General features: G+C 38.0%; 1 protein-coding gene. It reads right to left on the reverse strand.

Annotation, left to right across the window (positions count from 1 at the left end; genetic code table 11):
• Window positions 1-2,157 (reverse strand): VCBS repeat-containing protein (locus tag WKF69_RS07280; RefSeq protein ID WP_340380815.1); only part of this gene is annotated, 2,157 nt, incomplete at its 3' end.
• Window positions 2,158-2,537: the final 380 nt, after the last annotated feature.

The raw sequence follows: 2,537 nt of genomic DNA on the forward strand, positions 1-2,537 counted from the left end.
AAATTCATATCCGCCGCTCCCTACGTAAAGATCCAAATCCGAATCGCCGTCTACGTCTAAAAATTCAGCAGCTGTATCTTCATGCGAGGCGTCAGCTTTAAAAGCTACAGAAGGTTTCAACGAAAATCCCCGGTTGGAAGTTTGTAAATAAATAGCTCCCGGTTGCCCGGCTGCGCCGCCAATAAAAAGGTCCTCCCGTCCATCGCGGTTCAAATCTGCCTTTGCCATACATGGCCCTTGCCTGGATAAATAGTTAGGCAACAGAGTTTGAACAGTGAAATCATTAAACTGGTTTTCAACATGTTTAAAGTCCAGAGAGTTGGTATTTGCAAAATATGGTTTTGTCACAGGGATCGGCATAAATTTCTCACCCGGCAGAGCATTATTCAGGTCCAATGTTACTGTTTGATTTATTTTAAGTTTCTTGATTTTTTGAATTTTGTCATTAGGCCAAACCACCAATACCGAGTCGATAATGGTGCTTTTTCCCAAACCGAAATTTAAGACCGGGTCCACAGAAGATTGAAAACCGCGCACAGGCACCTGTTCCTGAAAGTATTTTTTGTCTTTGCAGTATACGATAACTTTAGACCCGATACCATATGAGTTTTTGCCATCACCCTTTAACTTGATCTTTACGTAATTATTCTTTTCTATGGTCTCGCTATTATTTTTATAGACACCGGCAAAATCATTGGTATTACTCACAATCAGATCCATATCGCCATCGTTGTCCAGATCAGCATAAGCCGCACCGGCGGATATCCCCTTTTTCTCTAATCCCCATTCAATATTTTTATTCGTAAACCGGTCGCCTCCTGCATTCTGAAAAATATAATTAGGCATTACGATCGTAGGCATTTTTGCAATAAATTCCGTCACCACTACTTCCTTCCCTTCCTGGCGTGCGCGAATAGTCTGATCCATGGTATATTTAAGGAAGTCCATATCTGTATAATCCTTTACATAACCATTAGTAACGAAAAGATCTTTGTTACCATCATTATCATAATCTGAAAACAGCGCTGCCCAGCTCCAGTCTGTATTAGATATACCACTTAATTGTCCGATCTCGGAAAATGTACCGTCACCATTATTTTTTTGCAGCATATTGCGGCTAAACTGGAAATAAAAACCCCGCTGGAAAAGAAATTGCATTTTATCAAAGTTCTCAGCGCCGGAATGCATTTTCTGAGTTTTATTATCCTCAGGAAGCATGTCCAGGGTAACAAGGTCAGGTAAAGCATCATTATTATAATCCGCCATGTCAGATCCCATGGAATACATAGAAATTTGACTCATACTTTCCGACAGTTTGTCGGTAAATGTTCCATTACCATTATTTATAAACAGGTAATCAGGTTCATTGAAATCATTAGATACGTAAACATCAGGCCAGCTATCGTTGTTGATATCTGATATTGCAAGGCCTAAACCGAAAGTTAGAACGTTAGATGTGATACCCGCTTTAGCGCTGATATCTCTATAGTATCCATTATCGTTTTGATAAAGTTTATTTGCAAAATCAGGATTTTGCTTTTTTCTTAGCTGCACATTCTCCTGCACACCAGTTGTGTATTGCTGTAAGGAATGATTTATAAGGAACATATCCAAATCCCCGTCCTTGTCATAGTCAAAAAAAGAAGCCTGGGTAGAATATCCTCTATCAGCAAGGCCATACTCCTCTGCCTTTTCCGTAAATGATAAATCACCGTTATTAATGAACAATAGGTTCTTCCTTCGTGCAGGGTCAATATCTGCAGAGCGGCAAATATAAATGTCCAGGTATCCATCGCCATTAATATCTACCATCGTGGCACCAGTACACCATCCCTGCATGCTGGCAATACCACTCTTCTCAGTTATATTTTGAAATTCAAAATTTCCTTTATTCAAGTAAAGGCGGTTCTTAACCATGTTACCCGTAAAAAACAGATCCTGAAGGCCATCATTATTAATATCACCAACCGAAACACCCGCACCATTATAGAAGTAAGAATAATTCATCACATTCATGTCATCACTCTCACGAAGCATGTTTCTGTAATCTATCCCTGTCTCACCTTTATCCATTAAAGTAAACAGTTTGTTGCTTTTATTGGTACATCCGTTCAATACCAGACTCAAAAGAGTGGCAGCAAAGATTTTTTTTAACATGTTATTGTGTTTTACCTGGCACGGATTCTTGAAATATTGTCTTTTAATCCTTTTAGCTTTTTGTTAACAAAGATGAAAACCATTCAGATTAATAAAACTAAGCTATAAGTTTAGAGTGAATACCTTATTTATTCTAAACTATCACGTATTAGCAGTGAATCATTAAATATAAAAAAATACACTTAATTAAGTTTACGTTAGAAAAGAATATATTCTGTATCGTTTACTACTCAGGAAAAGAATCTGAATGATCAGGTGAGCCGTATGAATGGTAAAGAAACCAGATTCTAAAAAGATATTCCGAAAAGGGGCGAGAATAGAAATATGAGCAATAAAAAAGGTCTTCCTGACTTAAATCAGGAAGACCTCCTCCATTAAAA

Origin of the sequence: Daejeonella sp., assembly GCF_037719425.1 — a bacterium.
Taxonomy (GTDB): domain Bacteria; phylum Bacteroidota; class Bacteroidia; order Sphingobacteriales; family Sphingobacteriaceae; genus Daejeonella.